Source organism: Algoriphagus aestuariicola, assembly GCF_017254835.1.
Lineage (GTDB): Bacteria > Bacteroidota > Bacteroidia > Cytophagales > Cyclobacteriaceae > Algoriphagus > Algoriphagus aestuariicola.
On record NZ_JAFKCW010000001.1, the window covers coordinates 827447 to 844556 of the forward strand.

General features: G+C 43.3%; 15 protein-coding genes. All 15 read left to right on the plus strand.

Features of this window, described 5'->3' with window-relative positions:
- The first annotated feature begins 43 nt into the window (after positions 1-43).
- The 15 genes from J0A67_RS03485 to J0A67_RS03555 all read left to right on the plus strand — a co-directional run bounded on the left by J0A67_RS03485 (position 44) and on the right by J0A67_RS03555 (position 17106).
- Complete coding sequence (locus J0A67_RS03485; RefSeq protein ID WP_206567877.1) at positions 44-1843, plus strand: ABC transporter ATP-binding protein; 1800 nt, start codon at positions 44-46, stop codon at positions 1841-1843.
- Position 1844: 1 nt separating this feature from the next.
- Complete coding sequence (locus J0A67_RS03490; protein ID WP_206567878.1) at positions 1845-2939, plus strand: glycosyltransferase family 4 protein; 1095 nt, start codon at positions 1845-1847, stop codon at positions 2937-2939.
- Positions 2940-2950: 11 nt separating this feature from the next.
- Positions 2951-3961, plus strand: a complete 1011-nt coding sequence (locus J0A67_RS03495; protein ID WP_206567879.1) for a glycosyltransferase family 2 protein — start codon at positions 2951-2953, stop codon at positions 3959-3961.
- Positions 3962-3967: 6 nt separating this feature from the next.
- Positions 3968-4630, plus strand: a complete 663-nt coding sequence (locus tag J0A67_RS03500; protein WP_241265051.1) for a CatB-related O-acetyltransferase — start codon at positions 3968-3970, stop codon at positions 4628-4630.
- Positions 4630-6009, plus strand: a complete 1380-nt coding sequence (locus J0A67_RS03505) for a hypothetical protein (protein ID WP_206567881.1) — start codon at positions 4630-4632, stop codon at positions 6007-6009. Before J0A67_RS03500 ends, J0A67_RS03505 begins: the two co-directional genes overlap by 1 nt.
- Before the next feature lie 10 nt (positions 6010-6019).
- Positions 6020-7153 (plus strand): glycosyltransferase family 4 protein, encoded by a 1134-nt coding sequence (locus J0A67_RS03510; protein WP_206567882.1) that lies wholly within the window; start codon positions 6020-6022, stop codon positions 7151-7153.
- Positions 7146-8267: a glycosyltransferase family 4 protein gene (locus J0A67_RS03515; protein ID WP_206567883.1), complete on the plus strand. Its 1122-nt coding sequence runs from the start codon at positions 7146-7148 to the stop codon at positions 8265-8267. The genes J0A67_RS03510 and J0A67_RS03515 overlap by 8 nt, the downstream gene beginning before the upstream one ends.
- A complete protein-coding gene (locus J0A67_RS03520; RefSeq protein WP_206567884.1) occupies positions 8264-9328 on the plus strand; it encodes a glycosyltransferase in 1065 nt (354 codons plus the stop codon). The genes J0A67_RS03515 and J0A67_RS03520 overlap by 4 nt, the downstream gene beginning before the upstream one ends.
- A 352-nt stretch (positions 9329-9680) precedes the next feature.
- On the plus strand, positions 9681-10796 hold the full coding sequence (locus tag J0A67_RS03525) for an O-antigen ligase family protein (RefSeq protein WP_206567885.1): 1116 nt from the start codon (positions 9681-9683) through the stop codon (positions 10794-10796).
- A 26-nt stretch (positions 10797-10822) separates the two neighbouring features.
- Complete coding sequence (locus J0A67_RS03530; RefSeq protein WP_206567886.1) at positions 10823-11977, plus strand: glycosyltransferase family 4 protein; 1155 nt, start codon at positions 10823-10825, stop codon at positions 11975-11977.
- Between the two features lie 9 nt (positions 11978-11986).
- Positions 11987-12790, plus strand: a complete 804-nt coding sequence (locus J0A67_RS03535; RefSeq protein WP_206567887.1) for a glycosyltransferase family 2 protein — start codon at positions 11987-11989, stop codon at positions 12788-12790.
- A 161-nt stretch (positions 12791-12951) separates the two neighbouring features.
- Positions 12952-13863 carry a hypothetical protein gene (locus J0A67_RS03540; protein WP_206567888.1) on the plus strand — a complete coding sequence of 304 codons (912 nt, stop codon included), beginning with the start codon at positions 12952-12954 and terminating at the stop codon, positions 13861-13863.
- Positions 13864-13937: 74 nt separating this feature from the next.
- Positions 13938-14867 (plus strand): class I SAM-dependent methyltransferase, encoded by a 930-nt coding sequence (locus tag J0A67_RS03545; RefSeq protein ID WP_206567889.1) that lies wholly within the window; start codon positions 13938-13940, stop codon positions 14865-14867.
- A 176-nt stretch (positions 14868-15043) separates the two neighbouring features.
- Positions 15044-16222 carry an acyltransferase family protein gene (locus J0A67_RS03550; protein ID WP_206567890.1) on the plus strand — a complete coding sequence of 393 codons (1179 nt, stop codon included), beginning with the start codon at positions 15044-15046 and terminating at the stop codon, positions 16220-16222.
- Entirely contained in the window at positions 16219-17106 is an 888-nt protein-coding gene (locus tag J0A67_RS03555) for an NAD-dependent epimerase/dehydratase family protein (protein WP_206567891.1), read from the plus strand. Before J0A67_RS03550 ends, J0A67_RS03555 begins: the two co-directional genes overlap by 4 nt.
- Positions 17107-17110 lie beyond the last annotated feature (4 nt).

Genomic DNA, 17110 nt, shown 5'->3' on the forward strand with positions numbered 1-17110 from the left:
ATTAAATAAAAAGGGAACTCTTGTTTTCCCTTTTTAACTCTCTATGCTTCTGAAAAATATAGTCGAAAAAAACTTCAAGTATTTTAGTTACTTTTTTTCTTACCTAGGATACAATATTTTTCTCCTGATTTTTCTGAGTGTTCTGGTGGGGGTGTTCGACGGTTTCGGTCTGGCACTGTTTATCCCACTTTTTGAGGTAGCCGTTGATCCTGCAAAGAGCTCAGGCTCGGATACTCTTGGGGAATTTTCATTTTTGATTGACTTTCTGACAAATGCCGGGATTGAGATCTCGATTGGCAACATTTTGACATTCATGACATCTCTTTTCGTTTTAAAGGGTTTTTTTAAGTTCATGGATAGTTACTTCAAAGTGTCGTTGCAGATTTCATTTGTGAAAAGGTTGCGATTTCAGATGCTCGATGGCCTCAGCCATGTAAGCTACCAGCATTTTGTTGGACTTGACGCCGGAAGGATACAGAATACGCTCTCTGGCGAAGTTTATAAAGTCACTGGGGCCTTTATTAGCTACTTCAATACCCTTCAGCATGCTGTTTTGTTGTTTGTTTATACCGGTCTTGCTTTGATTTCGGACTGGAAGTTTGCGCTTTTGGTCAGTATAGGAGGCTTTCTTTCCAATTTGATTTTCAAAATACTTTTCAGGAAGACCGAGACCGCTTCGATCACGATTTCCAATAAAGGACATGCATTTCAGTCCTATTTGATTCAGGCTGTACAGCATTTTAAGTACTTAAAAGCAACTTCGTATTTTGCAAAGTACCAGCGCAAGCTAGTCAACCAGATTCACGAGATTGAGAGCTTTCAACGTAAAATCGGCTTTTACAATTCCCTTCTTAATGGACTGAGAGAGCCAATGATTTTGGTGATCGTGGTATTTGTCATCATTATCCAAATCAATTTTCTGGGCGGAACATTGTCGAGCATCATGTTGAGTTTGATGTTTTTTTATCGCGCATTGAACTACGTGATAAGTATACAAAGTAGCTGGCAAATGTTCATCTCCCAGTTTGGAGGGATTGTTGCCACTTCCGAAATGATAAAAATGTTTGATTCGGGCAAGGAAGAAAATAAAACAACGAACTCAATGGGTGATTTTGGCCAGATTCGGCTGGATCAAGTTGGTTTTAGATTCAAAGAAAACGGGGATGTCCTCAAAAACATCACCTTGGAGGTCAATCCCAAAGAGGCTATCGCGTTCGTCGGCCCGAGTGGAAGCGGAAAGACGACATTGGTCAATATTATAGTGGGGCTTCTTGAGCCTACCCAAGGAAATATAAGAATCAATGGTGTAGAGCGATCGGCGTTGGATTTGAGTGTCCTCAGGGGGAAGATAGGCTACATCACCCAAGAGCCCGTGATTTTTAATGATACTGTATTCAACAATGTTACTTTTTGGGCTGAGAAGAATCCTGAAAACCTTAGAAAATTTAATCAAGCTATTGAGCTTGCCAATTTGTCTGAATTTGTAGCCAAGCTGGACCAACGGGAGAATACTCCGCTTGGCGACAATGGAGTAAGGGCTAGCGGTGGACAAAAGCAGCGGATTTCAATTGCCAGAGAGCTGTTTAAGGAAGTAGAGATTATAGTATTTGATGAAGCTACTTCGGCACTTGACAGTGACTCTGAAAACGTCATCCAAGAAAACATCAATTCCCTTCAGGGAAAATATACCTTACTATTGATTGCCCACAGGCTTAGTACAATAAAGAATGCAGACTGCATCCATTTGATCAAAGATGGTCAGATTAGCGCTTCGGGAGATTTTGAAACTCTCATGAGCCAGAACAACTACTTTAATAAGATGGTTAAACTTCAAGAATTCTAGGTTGGCAAAACGAATTCTACTGGTCGGCCCAATCAATTCGCAAGGCGTGGGAGGGAGGTTTGAGGAAATGAGAGTTTGGGCTACTTGCTTGTCTGCAGGCCAATTCGAGGTAAGCGTATTTACGATGTTTAACAGTGGATTTACACTTGGCGGAGCCAAAATGAACGAATCACTATCTCTCGCTTGGCCCCATCTGTGGAATATCTTCCCTTCTCTAAGAGGAGTTTTGCTTCGGCTTTGGGGCTCAAAGTGGCTTAAAGGCGTAAGGGATGATTTTTATAACTCCCAGCAGTGGAAAGATTTTGCTTCTTACTTCGACCACATCGTTTTGTTTATCACGTATAGTTCCCGCGAGATGGAGATTTTCGAGTCTGATCTTCCGGTACCCGTTTCAGTTCGTTTTACGGGCACTATTCATGATTTTTCTATTTTGAAAAAGCATGCCACTCTGCCAGCCCATTTATCCAGAAACTACGTATTTCACTCTCCGTTTCAGATAAAAAGCCTCACTAACTCCATTCCAAAAGTCTTTATCGATCAAACGACTTTGGCCGAGGGAAAGCTTCTGGACATTGAAATAGACTCCCAGTTGAAAGTATTTGGGATGATTGGGCTTTTTATGGAAGTCAAACAGATGGATACGGTGATTGAGATTTTTCAAGAATTCCCGCAATTCAAACTTCTACTATTCGGCGCAGGCGAGCTGCAATCCCGGTTTGAGGAATTAATCCAAAGACTGAAATTGAAAAATGTTTCTATTGCAGGCTTTGTCCCGCCTGCAAGAATAGATGAGATCTATTCATTAATTGATTGCTTGATTATCAACAGCTCTGAAGAGACAGGTCCTATGACTGGGATAGAGGCGATGGCAGCCGGTAAGTTGATCCTTTCTAGGGAAATTGGCGCCATGCCTGACAGATTGGAGGGAGAAGAGTTGATCTACAAAGACGTGGAAGATTTAAGAAAAAAACTTCACGACATTCCCCGATTGGACGGGCCAAAGATAGTGGAGAGGAAAATGGCGCTTAGGGCGAAGTATTTGGAAAGATACTCTACCGCCATACTCAAGTCGGCGATTGAAGCTCTTGTTGCATAGTTGATAGCGAAATGAGACAAGGAGAGAACCCCTCAAAGCGGAACAATAAAATTAAGATAGACTCTATTCACAGGATCATTCTGTCGGTTTATATCCCAAACTTGCAGGATCAATACTTTCAGCATGCGCTAGAGGTATTCAAGCTTTGCATTGAGTCGGTGATTCACACCATTCACGAAAAGACACGTATCTCGATAGTTATCAATGGCTGTTGTCGTGAGGTTGAGGATTTGATTTTTTGGTACAAAGACAACTACTTTCCAATTGATCAGGTTTTTTATACCCGGGAGAACGTGGGTAAAATCAACGCGATATACTCGGTCGTGAAAAGTAATCTCGAACCTTTGATCACCATTTCAGATTCCGATGTGCTTTTTCTGAAAGGCTGGCAGGAGGAGTCTGTCGATATATTCAATAGTTTTCCAGAGGCTGGGATGGTTTCTCCTGTACCGAGCAGCAAAGGGTATTTGTACAGTACAGGGTCGACTCTCTTCTATGGATTGCTGAAGGGAAAAATGAGATTTGCGGATGTCCAGGATCCTGAAGGAATGGATAACTTCCAGAAAAGCGTCGGTTCTAAACTATACGATCCCATCCATCTGAGAAAATACCTGGTTGTATCTAACCCATCAGGAGAGGCGGTCATCGGATGCGGGCATTTTGTGGCTACGTTCAGAAGGGAAGTATTTGAGAATAGCCCTAAAAAGGTTTGCGAATTCCGAGTTCAGGGCGGAAGCGAGGAGGCTTATCTTGACGATCCCAATGACCGTTCTGGCTTCCTACGACTTGCGACTTTAGGGAATTTCGCTTACCATATGGGGAATTCTCCGGCACAGTGGATGCAAAATAAGCTTGAGGAAATCAAGAGTGGAGCTTCCAATGGCAAAAGTGAATATCAGCTTTCTAAGGCCAAGCCGCTTTCACGAGTTCAGATGCTTGTCGGTCAGTTTTTATGGGTCAACCTATTTTATAGATTCAGAAGGCCATTTTTTAATTGGTTGGGGATGAAGGAGAACTATTGAATGGGCTTGGGTACCAAAATCAGAAGATTTCTGCAGCGCATCTCGCGTCCCTATTATTCAGTAGAGCCGGGCAGCAAAGTTTCCTTTTGGACGACTGGAATACACCATGTTGTTTTTGGAGGCGGAAATGGAATTCCGGAAGATTGTGCATTCGCGGATAGGACAAGTTTGGGGTATAGGACGACGCTTGGGACCAACAACTATTTCGGAGGCAAAGTGACCGTGGGGAAATATTGTCAAATAGGAAGGGATGTGGCCTTTCATCCTACGAATCATCCGACTACCCATATTACTACCTACATCAATGCCCAGCTTTTTGGAGGCGAGATGAAGCAATTCAAAACAGAAGCTGAAATATTCCTTGGCAACGATGTATGGGTGGGGCATGGGGTCATTGTCCTTAGCGGAGTCAATGTAGGCAACGGAGCGATTCTGGCAGCAGGATCAGTGGTGACCAAGGATGTTTCCCCATATAGCATTGTGGCGGGCAATCCAGCCAAGGAAATTCGAAAGCGTTTTTCGGATCGGGTTATTGCCGAGCTGGAGAACTTGAACTGGTGGGATTGGAGCGATGATGAATTATTGAAAATTAAACCTCTCTTCCTTATGGATCTTTCGAGCCTAAATTCGATTCAACCGATTCTGGAGAGTCTATTAGTTAAAACTTGATGAAGATCTGTTTTTTGATACCAGACGGTGTCGGTATAAGAAATTACCTCTATTCCCCGATTTTGCCCTTGTTGGCCGACAAGGGGGCCGAGGTTGTTGTTTGGCATGGGCTGAACCCCGAGGTAATAGACCAAGCCAAAAAGCTTAACCCATCAGTTGCGCCCAAGGAATTTCCATTTCAAAATTACCGAGAGGATCCGGTGGCCCAAATTCTCCGAGACAGCGTTGGTTTTGCAAGACTGGTGGTGAACTCCAAGCTGACCAAAAACCCTACAATACTGGACAATTGGCTGCCAAAGAAGACTCGAAAGGGAAAGGTTTCGAATGTTCTGGCCAAAAGCATGGGCAAGATGCTGAGTAATTTCAGACAAATCGAGGCGATGGAGGCATACATCGATCAGAGATATCGAAAGTCACAGGCCTATCATAAGTACAAGGAAGAGCTCAAGCAGATGATGCCCGACATGCTATTCTGTACACATCAGCGAATTCCACATGCTGGTATTGCGATGCTTGCAGCCAGGGATATGGGAATAAAGACAGCGGTTGCGATCTTTTCTTGGGACAATCTGCCGAAAGGAAGGCTACCTGTCAGGGGAGATCATTTTTTGGTTTGGTCCAAGTACATGAAAGACGAAATGGCGCTTTACTTTCCGGATATAGATCAGAGGAATGTCACGATTGTTGGCACGCCGCAATTTGATTTTTATCGAAATCGTGATTTGCTTGAAGGCAGGGAGGATTTCGCGAGAAAACACAACCTTAGTCCGTCTAAAAGTTGGATATGTTTTTCCGGAGATGATAGCCTCACTTCTCCCCGTGACGCATCTTACCTTAGGGATCTTGCTGAAAGGCTAAAGCATAGGGAAGACATTCAGATCCTGTTCAGGCCGGTTCCTGTAGAGGGGCACCACCGTTATCAGGACGTATTGAATCAATATCCCCAAATTGTCCTAATGACTCCAAAATGGAAGCATGGTAACGGATGGAATGCCTTTTTTCCCTACTTTGAGGATGTGGCGATATTGATGAATTTGGCCAAACACTGCTCTACGGTAGTCAATGTAGGCTCCACAATGGCCTTGGACTTTTCCCAATATGACAAGCCTGGTCTCTACATCAACTATTGCATTGATCCCAAACATCCATGGGATATCAAACGGACCTATCAATTCCAACACTTTAGAACCATGGATGGGATAGATCCTGTGGGCTGGATCAACTCTGCGGAGGAAATCGAACCCAAGATTGATCTCGCTATACATCATCCTGAGAAAGTTGGCCCTGACCGATTGAAGTGGCGGGATAAAATTGTCTTTGACGGGGACGGATTGCTAGCTTCAGATCGAATAGTCAATTGGCTGGTAAACAATAGATAGTAGATTTACCATGAAGTTGTGTTTCCTCTCCCATGAATACCCAAAGCATGGTTTGAATCCAGGAGGCATAGGGATTTTCTTGAAGACACTCGCGCCCGAGCTTGTGAGATTTGGGAATAAAGTGACTGTATTGGGAGCTAACAACAGCAATTCGTATGAGGAATATTGGGATCAAGGTGTCCGAGTGATTCGAATACCCAATCCAAAAATCCCCGTTGTCAATTGGTGGGTGTTGTCTAGAAGACTGAAAAAGAAAATCATTGAAATTGCACCGGATATTGTGGAGGGATCTGAACTTTCGTTCGCATTCCTATCGAAAATACCAGGTGCCAAGAAGGTGATTCGTCTTCACGGGGGGCATCATTTTTTTGCGGAGGCGGAGGAAAGAAAAATTGACGCATGGAAGGGGTACCAAGAAAAAAGATCCTTTAAAAATGCAGATGCCTTCATCGCAATCTCAGATTATGTGAGAAACCATACTTCGAGCATGCTGAGTTTCCACGGCAAACCAGTCGTTTTGATCAGAAATATCGTAGACACGAATCGATTCTATTTTTCGCCAAAATCCTCCAATCCGAATCCAAGGAGTTTAATCTTCTTAGGCACGGTGTGTGAGAAGAAAGGAGTTGGAAACCTGGTTAAAGCGATAGACCTCGTTCGAGCTGCCTATCCTGAGGTACATTTGGGTATATATGGAAGGGATTGGGAATTTCCCGATGGAAGATCCTACAAAGCCCTGATTAGAAATCAGATCCGGGGAGATTTGGAGAAGCATATCAGCATCCATGATGCGATCCCACACGACCAAGTTCCGGGGATTTACCGAAGTGCGGAGATCTGTATTTTTCCCTCGTTCATGGAAACCCAGGGATTGGTCGCGCCTGAGGCAATGGCAATGGGGAAAATCGTTATTTTCACCAATAAAGGCCCAGGGCCAGAAACAATTCAGCACGGTGTCAATGGTTACCTTTGTGATCCCCATGACGTGCATAGTATCGTAGAGGCCATAGAGGAAGCTTTTGAGTCAAGTGACCGAAAAGAAGAGCTAGCGGGAGCAGCCAGAGCAAGAGTCTTGGATCTTTTTGGCATCGAGAAAAACCTAGACGAAAATATTCGATTCTACAGAAAGATATTGCATGGATAGCCTTCTGATCATCACATGCGTCCAACACATCGAAAAGGATGGGATATACTATGCGTATGGCCCCTATGTTCGTGAGATGAATTTGTGGATTCAGTCCAAAGAGGTAGTAACGGTGCTCGCCCCTGTAGTCCATACCAAATCTCCTGGGAAAATTGACATTGCCTATTCGCATCCAAACCTAAGGTTCAGGGCAGTGCCTGCCTATCATGTCCAATCTTGGCCTGCAAGATTTTGTGCGATATGGCAAGTTCCTTTGATCCTTTTTAAGATGGCTTTGGAGATGTCGAAAGCTAGTCAAATTCATATTCGCATTCCAGGCAACATGGGCCTTCTGGGGATGTTTGTCCAAGTGCTTTTTCCCAACAAGCCAAAAGTCATCAAGTATGCCGGAAACTGGGATTCGGAGTCCAGCCAGCCCCTGACCTTTAAAATCCAGAGAAATATTGCCAATTCCACGTTTCTCACCAAGAATTCGAAAGTTCTGGTATATGGCAATTGGCCGGATAGCTCTTCAAACGTAGTGCCTTTATTTACGGCTAGCTACAGAGCGATTGAAGCAAAGCCTGTTGCGAAATCTCCTTTAGGTGAGAAAGTAAAATTGGCGTTTGTCGGAGCTATCTACTCGGGTAAAAACCCAGAAACTGGAATACACCTAAGTAGACTGCTGAAGGATAGGGGGATCGACTTTGAATTTACCTATTGTGGAGACGGAGTAATGCGGGAGGAGATGGAAAAGCTTTCGCAGGAACTTGGAGTTTCGGAGCAGGTGGTTTTTCTGGGAAACGTTACGGCTGACGACATAAAAAGAATCCTCGGTGAATCCCATTTTTTGATTTTTATTTCTAGGACTGAAGGGTGGCCCAAGGCTGTCGCGGAAGCGATGTTTTGGGGATGTGTGCCCTTTACCTCAGCGGTTAGTTGTGTCCCCGAAATGGTGGGAAGAAATCAAGAACGTGGCGTGCTCTTGGAAAACGATCCAGCCAAAATATTGAGTGCTATGCTGCCTTTTTTAGAAGATGAAGAACTCTATCTTAAAACCAGCAGACAGGCCATGGAATGGTCGAGGGAGTTTACGTTGGAGAAATTCCAAGAAGAAATAGCTAAGCTGGGATGAGGGTACTTCAACTGATCGATTCTCTGGATGTTGGGGGAGGGGAGCGCATGGCTGTTAATTTGGCTAACTACTTCTCGGAGAATCAAATTCCCAATCTTTTGATTTCCACACGCAAGGGTGGGCCACTGGAGAAATTGATCAAGAGTCCGAATAGCTTGGAGGTATTTTCCAAATCCAACGTGCTGGATCTCGCTACTTTTATCCGAATACTGAGGAAAGTGAGGTCGTTTGATCCGAGCATCATTCACGCGCACGACTCCTCCATATTCTGGGCTGCGTTGATCAAACTACTCTACCCCAAGGCCATGTTGGTCTGGCATGCGCATTACGGGGGTTTTTCATCTGCGAATGGGCGCTTTGGAAAGAAAATCAAGTTTCTACAGGCTGCTATAGATCGGGTGATTGTGGTCAATTCGGAATTGCTAGCATGGGTGAAGTCTGATTTTTCCATGATTCCCAAAGCAGCCTATATCGGCAATTTTCCGGATAGGGTTTCGGAATGCCACGTCGAGCGAGAGAAGTTAAAATGGATTATCTCGGTAGCCAACCTGAAAAAACCAAAAAACCACGTGGTTTTGGTTAGGGCCTTTTCGGAGTTTATCAAGTCGCATACTGGCTATAAATTGGCACTAATCGGAACTATGGATGATCCCGAATATGTAGAAGAAGTGAATCGCGTCATTCAAGCCGAAGACGTGCAAGAACATGTTCATTTGCTTGGCCCAGTGATGGAGCTGAAGGAATGGTTTGACAAAGCAAGAATGGGGATTCTTTCGTCCCATGTCGAGGGGCTTCCTGTGTCCTTGCTAGAGCTTGGACTTAGTGGCGTTCCTGTGATAAGTTCTCGGGTCGGAGCCTGTGGGGATTTACTGGAAGCAGGACGGTGTGGGTACCTCGTTGAACCAAACGATTCTGGTGAACTCAGCATGGCTATGCGTAATCTCGTCGACAACAAAGAGGAAACCAGAGTCAAAGCGATGCGTTTTGAAAATAAAGTAAAGACCGAATTTGGGGGGGATAGCTTTTTTAGAAAGTATAGTGCCCTGTTAGGAAAGTATTGAACGAATGAGGATTTTTCTGTCAGAGTTAAAGAAACATAAGTATTCCTTTTTCTGGTTTGCCGTCCATGTTCTTGTCGGAATTTTGGCTACGTTGAGCGCTTTGCCGGTCGTGGGATTTTTTTACGTTGTTTTTTTATACTCATTGGTCAATGTATTCCAGGTTTCAAGCCAGGATAGGCCAAAATTGCTGGCCGAGATAATTATTTATTTTGCTTCTTTTGAATCCATTGGAAGGTTGGCGCAGGCTGATCCATTCCTCCCTTATGAGTTGGGTAAATATATCCTTTTACTACTCAGCCCACTTGGAATACTTCTTTCGAAGGGCAGGACAATAAAAGGTGCCCTGGGTTTTATGATCCTTGTTCTGGCCATTCCTGCGATCTTTTTTGATGAGAGCGGACGAGTTGCGCCTATTGAAGTGAGATTTAATATACTTGGATTGCTGAATATCGGCTTTGCAATATGGTTCTTTTCATCTTTGAAGATAAACTTGAGGACTCTTGTTGGTTGGTCGAAGTTATTGATTTATCCTATTGTCTCGGTTTTGGTATTTACGATTATTCGTACGCCTGATCTAGATAGTGTCGACTTTTCACTCGGGGCAAATTTTTCAACTTCAGGAGGATTTGGCTCCAATCAGGTTTCCACGATTTTGGGCTTGGGAGTTTTTCTGACTGCCGCATGTATCCTGCTCAACTATCGACTCACAGGTTTCAGGTGGATGGATTTTGTGCTTTTGCTACTTCTAACCACCCAGGGTCTGTTGACATTTTCTAGGGGTGGGATGATTGGAGGTATTTTGGGTGTTTTGGTGATGATATACTATCTCACCAAGCTTTCGATGGCTGAGCGGAAGAGGCTTTCGATTCCAAATTTCAAGAAATTTGTTCTCCCACTTGTGGTGTTTCTATTTATTGTCGCAGCGGTAGCCAATTCCATCACTGGAGGAATGCTTTTGCTTCGGTACATGGGCGAGACGCAAGGGACATTGACTGGCACCGCGGACAAAAGCTTGGACAAAATAACAAGCAACCGGGCTGGCCTTTTTGTAAAGGATATTGAGCTATTTGTCGAATATCCCGTGATGGGTGTGGGTGTGGGTGCCTCTACGTATCTACGGGAAGATTTCAAAGGCTATGCGCCCCACATTGAACTTTCACGCTTGTTGGCGGAACACGGGATCTTGGGGCTTCTTATTTTTTCAGTGTTCATAGCAGTATTCATCCTGAATAAAAATAAAGCCCCCGAAAATATCAGCAGGGGCTTTCTGTTGGCTTGTTTTATCATTGGCTTTTTGGCGACTTTCCATTCCGCAACCCGTACCTACATCACTCCTTTACTGATGGGGATTTCTTCGGTATTGATGGTCAACATGGCAAAAAGAAACGTAAAGCAAGCGCCTGCAGGTAACCCTAAGCCAATGCCTTTATCCTTCGGTCAAGAAGAGAATTCTCGAGTCTCTTATTGATCTATTCTGATTATTGATTTACTCCCATGAGAATTTTCGCATACAATGACTTCATCTTGACGAAAGAAGATGGGAATATCTACGCGGATGATTCCCATATCTTATTCATCAAGTCGACTTGTTTGAAACATTTCGATGATTTTTGTCTAGGCTCGAGGTTGTCGCCTATTTCGGGTAAGGGACACTATTTTTTCACAGCTCAAAATACCCATCTTTTGGAGTTGCCATTTTATTCAAGCGTTTCGGATTTTTTGGCGAAACCCAGTCTTTTTTTTAAGGCTTTCAAAAAGTTGAAATCCGAATTGAAGAGATTTGACATATATTGGATTACCTGGCCTCACCCGGTCAGTTTTTTGATTTTGTTGATGGTTGGTAAGAAAAAACCTGTTGTCCTATTTGTCCGACAAAATATTGAGGCGCTCATCAACGTGCGATATTCGGGTGTAAGAAGAAGTATAGGGATTGCTTTTGCCAAACTGGTTTACTCATACGCTTCCGTATTTAGGTCCAACGCAATGCTGGTGACTGTGGGCAAGGAAATGTATCAGTCGCTTTCCTCGGACTTTAGAAAATCCAAGTTCATCAGCGACTCGATCGTGTCGGAAGAAGTCTCTCGAAACAGGACGTATTCCATCGGAAAAACCTTGAAGCTGCTGTTTGTAGGGCGTCTGGAGCCGGAAAAAGGATTGTTAGATTTGATTCGTGCGGTTGATCTTGTAAATATAGAGCTTCCAGCAACCCTAACCATAGTGGGGGAGGGGATATCAAGAATCGATGCCGAACTTTTGGTAGAGAGACTCCAGCTTACCGATAGAATTTCCTTCGCGGGCTATGTCGCCTTTGGGGATAAGCTTTTTGACATCTACAATTCCCACGATATACTGATGATTTCGTCTTACAGTGAAGGGCTTCCCAAAATCATCAACGAAGCTAGGGCATTCTCCATACCGATAGTATCGACCAAAGTCGGCGGTATTGCAGACGAACTTCGTCATGGGGAGACCTGCCTTTTTGTAAGCCCAGGCAAGCCTTCGCAATTGGCTGATGCCGCAGTTCTTCTTGCGAGGGACCAAGGACTGTACAACCGCATTAGTGGGAATCTAGCTGAGGAGTTTCCAAAAAATTCGCTTCAGTATTGGTCCCGGGAATTCGCTGATTTTGTAAAAAATGAAAATAAATAAAGAAATCCGATGAAGCAAAATCCATTGGTTTCCATTGTTGTGCCTGTTTTCAATACTGAGAAGTTTGTTGGAGCTACGATCGAATCTGTACAAGCTCAGTCCTATTCCAATTGGGAGCTCATCTTGGTGGATGATTGCTCCAGAGACAGATCTGTGGAAATTTGTACCGAGTATAGACAAAAGGATCCCCGGATAAGGATCGTGGCCATGCCAAAAAACAAAGGGGCACTGGAAGCCAGAAATGAGGGGATCAGAAATGCCAGGGGAAGATTTTTGTGTTTTTTGGATTCAGATGATACCTATGAACCCGAGAAACTCAACTACCAGGTGGAGTTTATGATGGCGAAAAACGTACCGGTTTCCTTTACCATGTATCAGAGAATTTCCGAATCGGGAAATGTGATTGCATTGAGCAATACTTTTTTTCGCAGTGAATTCAATCATCAGCAACTTCTCGGGAATCCTGCTTTTTCCATTATTACTCTTATGGTGGACAGGGACAAAGTCGATGTACCTATCGTAGAGGCGGGGGTGATCAAAGCGGAAGACTATGTTTTTCACCTAATGATTTTAAAACAGGGATTTGTGGCGCATGGAATTCCAGTCGTGCTTTCCAATTATCGCATCCGAGAGGGCTCTAGGTCGAATTCTTTTTTTGGCTGCGCAAAGGATATGTGGAAGGTGCTGGTTCAAATTGAAAAGCTGTCTTTTATTGAAGCCTCCTTTTACTTTTCAAGATACTTGCTCAAGGGTGCTTGGAAAAGACTGGCGTTGTCAAAACAGCTAATTCTTTTAGGCGACTATTCTAAATGAAGTTAGTTGATAAAATACGGATGAAGCTTGGAAACCTTTGGTTTGCGCTCGAAAGCAGAAGTTTTCGCTATTTGGATAGGCTGTTTCCACGAATTTTCAATACCGAGGAAAGGTCAAAGTATATCCATCCACTGGGATACTCCTATCCCAAAGAACTCTTTTTGAAGGAGAATCCAACAAAGGCCCAAATTTGGGCTGAGGTAATTCCTGGTTTCAAGGAAACTTATCGATTTGGTAGTGAACTTGAATACTACCAAATGTATCAGGCGGCAAAATTCGGTTTCACTTGGAAAAAAGGGGGGTGGGATTGCTTGAGGCACTACGAGATTATTGCAAATGGTGCTATACCAGTTTTCAGGGATATTGATCACTGTCCAGAAAGCTCATTGACAAACCTGCCAAAAAATCTTTTCAAGCGGGTTAACAGCGAGTTGATCCCTTGGAGAAACATGGAAGAGTCTGAGAAACTGTACCAAACGCTCTTAGGGCAAATAAGGGAATACTGTCTGGAAAATACCACCTCTGAAGCAACTGCAACGAAAATATTAAAAATACTAGATCTTTCGTCTTCATGTAGTGTACTTTTGTTGACCTGCGATCTAAGGGTTAATTACTCCAGGGAGTTCACATTTATTGGACTTAATAGAGTACTCAAGGAGAATGGTGGCGTTTGTGTTTCGTATCCGGAATTAAGTCCCGCCTACCGGGACTTTCCGGAAGATGAGTCGCTCAAACTATACGGAAAGGGCTTTGGATATACGAGAAGACTTGAAAGGTCTCATCCAAGTGAATTCCGAAAATGGACAGATGAACAAATCCGCAAATCTATTATCGAGAAGGAGTGGGATTACGTTTTGTTTGGGAAAGTAGGCTATGATGAATTCGCCCAGGGCCGCATCCCAAGTTTGCCCTTTTGGGATGAGGTCAATTCAGTCTACACTAGGGATCAAATCGGCTTTTTGTATGGAGGAGACAGTATGCAGGATTTAAGCGACAAGGGAAGTCGTCATACGAGGCATCTATTGAAGCATGCAAAGTTTGGAAGTTGTTTCGTGCGGGAATTGGCTCCCTGAGGCTTGAGTAAAAAGTTTACTAAATAGGAGAAAAAAAGATGGCAATATGCCATTGTACTGATAGAATGAATAAGATGGACATGAACAAATCGGGTAAATTTTCAGAGTTTAGAAAATTAAGCAGCGAATTCAAACAAAGATATTATGCTTGGCATACTGAGGGACAATACATTGGATCAAAAGAGAGCGAACTCTCCATTGAGCAAATATGGAATGCGCCTCCGCCAAGGGAGTCCGATGATTATTACCTGACGGAGGTAGAAATCATCGACAAATACTACAGACAGTTGAAGGATTCTTCGGTTCTGGAAATTGGATGCGGTGATGGTAATTTTACCTGGAAGTTGGCGAAGCGGTGCAAGGTGCTAGAATCTTGGGATGTTGATCCGGGCGCAATCGAGCTTACGCGCATGAGAATGCGGGATTTGGGAATGACAAATGCCGATATCAAGCAATTTGACATTAACGATATCGATCTGGAAAAACCTGCAAAAAAGTACGATGTTGTATTTTTTATCCAAGTTTTGGAACATATACCCGGATGGGACCAAGAGGAGTACTTTAGGAAAGTGTTTTCCTTGGTCAATGAGGACGGAGGGGTCTTGTTCATTAGCACGCCCAACAGGTGGACCATGAGAGACAATCATGATACCGGCAAGTTGTTTATTCACTGGTTCCCTAGGTTTATTAAGGTACCTATTGCCAAAGCCTTTGGATTTGGTATACCAGATCACGATCCATCATGGCCGTACCCCCCGGTACTGCATGACTATGTTTCCTTTGGCTGGATGAAGTCCAGGGCAAAAAAATTTGCAGGTAATGGCTCGGTAAAACTCTCTAGGATGGAGTATTTCCCCACCATGGATGTGTGGTACGAATACAAGAAAAACAATGCGATCGGTACTAAGCAGCGAATCTATAAGTTCGTTTTAGGCCTAGGTAAATTAGTCAATTTGAACTACTACTTCGGAGCAAAAATAATTATCCAAAAAAACAGAAAGTAAGTTTAGCTATCAATGTCCTGAGGCGATAGATTAGGTATTATGCCATTTTTGTTCAGACAAGAAGTTGCTTATAGTGATTTCTTGGTTTGATATTACGGATAAATATACGTCCGTATCATTCTGGAATGCGAATGAACAAGTGGTTTAAATAAAGTACTATTGTTAAATATATTTAATTGAATTTAACCGGCTATTTCAGACGATCAACCAATTCTAGACACTTTATTCCAGAAATTGACGGGCTAAGGTTTTTCTCTATCATTACGGTTATGGTCTTTCATTTGAATACAGCGTATTCTAGGGAAATCGGGATCGGTCTCGAGGGATGGAGTCGAGAAGTGGGCATCGAAAACCTCATTCAGCTGGGCTGGTGGGTCACCCGACTCGATTTGGGGGTTAAAGTCTTTTTTGCAATCAGTGGCTTTATACTCGGAATGCCATTTCTTCGATATCTCTTGTTGGGTAAAAAAATGGTTGGTATGAGGGAGTATTTCTACCGAAGGATCACGAGATTGGAACCTCCATTTGTTCTGACTTTGATAGGCTTTTATTTTGTGCATGTTTTGATACTCAATGAGTCCGCAGAGGATTTGTTTCCCAATTTGGTTTCGGGGTTGGTATATTCCCACGTTTTCGTATTCGGTTTTCCAAATCCCATTAACCCGGTTACGTGGAGTTTGGAGACTGAGGCCCAGTTTTATATCATTCTTCCATTGTTTTTTTGGTTGGTCGCTCGCCTTCCAAAGAAATTTGGCTTTTGGATTTTATTGATTTTGTTGGCCTTGGGTTCAGCCTATTTTAGGAGTTTTTCTTTAGAAGTTGGACTTGGAAGATTTTCCAATTCTATTTTTGCCTATTTTGTCAATTTTGCTGTTGGGTTGATGTATTCGTTTCTATATATCAAACACCCACGCATTTTTGCAGAGGGGAAGTCTTATAAATTCGATTTGGTCGCACTTGTAGCTTTGTTTGGTTTGTTTTATTTCTACAAGCCACAGTACTTGATTTTCAATAATCTTTTATTTAATACTTCGCTATTTTTCTTTTTTGTTGGAACCTTTAAGTCGAAAGCTGTTAATTGGTTTTTCACTCGCCCGGCGGTTTACCTTGTTGGAGGCATGTGCTATACCATATACTTAATACATTATGCTCTTTTTCATTTGATTGTTAGGTTGACCGCTGAGATTGATCTCAGCTTAGGCTATTGGTCGAATTTTTTTGTCCAGATTGTCTTCGCATTTCCGATAGTGCTTTTGGTGTCAGCAGCTTTTTATCTATTGGTCGAAAAGCCCTGTATGGACAAGAATTGGCCCTCTCGATTGAAGAACAATTTATTTCCCAGAAGTCTATTATGAAATACCTGTTAACTGGCGCCTATGGATTTTTGGGACGTCATATCTTGGGGTCGCTGCAGGGAGCGGACGTGATAACTCTTGGTAGACGGCCGGAAAATGACATCGCCTGTAGCTTAGGCGAATCAGTCCCAAGTTTGCCAGTGGTTGATGTTGTTATTCATTGTGCTGGAAAAGCGCACGTAGTCCCCAAAACTGCGGAGGAAGGAGAGGAGTTTTACAAAGTAAACACCGAGGGTACCAAGAACCTGTTAAAGGCGCTCGACGCATTGTCCGAGAGGCCAAAGCAATTCATTTTGATCAGCACAGTTTCAGTCTATGGATTGGATTCGGGCCAATTGATAAGCGAAACCCATCCGCTATTGGGTACTTCTCCTTACGCAAAAAGCAAGATTTTGGCTGAGAAGGCAGTTTTGGCTTGGGCTGCAGAAAACATGGTGCCGATTGTCGTTCTTAGGTTACCACTTTTGATCGGAAGTAATCCGCCAGGTAATTTGGATAAGATGATAAATGGGATTAAGAATGGGCGCTACGCATCGATCAATGGCGGCAGAGCTAGAAAAAGTATGGTTTTGGCGGTTGATGTAGCAAACTTAATCCCAAATCTAATTGGGCGAACTGGTATCTATAATCTGACGGATCGCTGCCATCCTTCATTCAACGAGTTGGAGAGGAAAATCTCCGATATCCTAAAGACAAAGATTCATTTCAAATTGCCTTTGAAATTGGTGTCAATTCTGGCCGTGATTGGCGATAAGTTCTCGTTTTTTCCCGTCAACTCTGCCCTGATTGACAAAATGACTCTTGATTTGACATTCGACGATTCCAAAGCAGCCGATGAGTTGAAATGGGCACCAAACAAAGTGTTAAACGCCGATTTCCTCTGATTCC